At 69.3% G+C, this 1,134-nt stretch carries 2 protein-coding genes; both read right to left on the reverse strand.

What is annotated here, in order from left to right; translation table 11 throughout:
- Positions 1-245 (reverse strand): hypothetical protein (locus tag AB0E98_RS33860; RefSeq protein WP_361710347.1); only part of this gene is annotated, 245 nt, incomplete at its 3' end.
- 281 nt (positions 246-526) lie between these two features.
- Positions 527-1,134, reverse strand: a 608-nt coding sequence (locus tag AB0E98_RS33865) for an ATP-binding protein (RefSeq protein WP_361710349.1), incomplete at its 5' end; no start/stop codon positions are given.

The raw sequence follows: 1,134 nt of genomic DNA on the forward strand, positions 1-1,134 counted from the left end.
GGCGTGCTGCCGGAGTCCGTGGTCGCCGTGCCGGCGGCCGGCTGGGCCGCGGCTCCGGGCTTGTAGTCGGCGAAGAAGTCCCACCAGGCTCGGTCCACGGAGTTCGGGTCCTGGAGGTACTGCTGATAGATCTCGTCGACGAGCCACTCATTGGCACCGAAGGCGGCCGCGGGGTTCTTACCCGTGGTGCCCGCTTGGTCGGTGTCGGTCGAGATGCTCGAGTTACTGGGGGACTGTGGCGACACGGCGAGAACCGCCCTCTTCCGCTTCACAAGGATGGTGGACAGCGGGAATCAAGGCTACGCCTACCGGCACCGGAAGGTCAGTCCGGGCCCGTTCATCGTCGCGTAAGTCACATCACAGACCGCGTTTCAGCGCTGGAAATGGCGGGAAACAAGCCAGGTTCTGTTGCGTGAGGGATCGGGAGACCGCGACCCGGCGCCTCGAAAACGCGGGCCTGTGCCTGATCACACGTGTCCGCCAGCGCGGATGCAGTGGATCTTGGTGCTCCGCTGTGAACCCTACGTCAACCGGACCGCGACGGCAGGCCCGGAAGAGTGATGAGAATCCGGCAGCCCCGCTCGGATTCGGCCACTCCGATCCGGCCGCCGTGCAGATCCACCGCCCAGCGCGCGATCGCGAGCCCCAGACCGGTGCCTCCGTCGCTGCCCGGACCGTGCGGCCGCGACACCGAACCCCGGTTGAACCGCTCGAACACCCGTCGCCACTCCGAACGCGGGATGCCCGGACCCTCGTCGAGCACCTCCAGCTCCAGCGACTCGGGCAGCTCCCCGGCCCGCGCCCGCACCGTCACCCGGCCGTGCGGCGGGCTGTGCTTGACCGCGTTGTCGATGAGGTTGGCGACGACCTGGTGGATGCGCTCGGGGTCGGCGTGCGCGGTGAGGTCCCCGGGGAAGACGTCGAGGGCCAGGTGGACGTCGGTGCGGGTGTGCCTGCCGGAGCCGGAGGCGATGCCCGCGCGGGCAGAGGCGACCATGTTGGCCTCCTTCAGTACGCCCGCGAGGTAGGGCCACACCTCGAAGCGCCGCTTGCGCAGCGGAATGACGCCGTTGTCCAGGCGGGAGAGGTCCAGCAGGGTCTCCACCAGCCGGCCGAGCCGCTCGGTCTGCCCGA

Origin of the sequence: Streptomyces sp. NPDC037389, assembly GCF_040636475.1 — a bacterium.
GTDB classification, from domain to species: Bacteria; Actinomycetota; Actinomycetes; order Streptomycetales; family Streptomycetaceae; genus Streptomyces; species Streptomyces hesseae.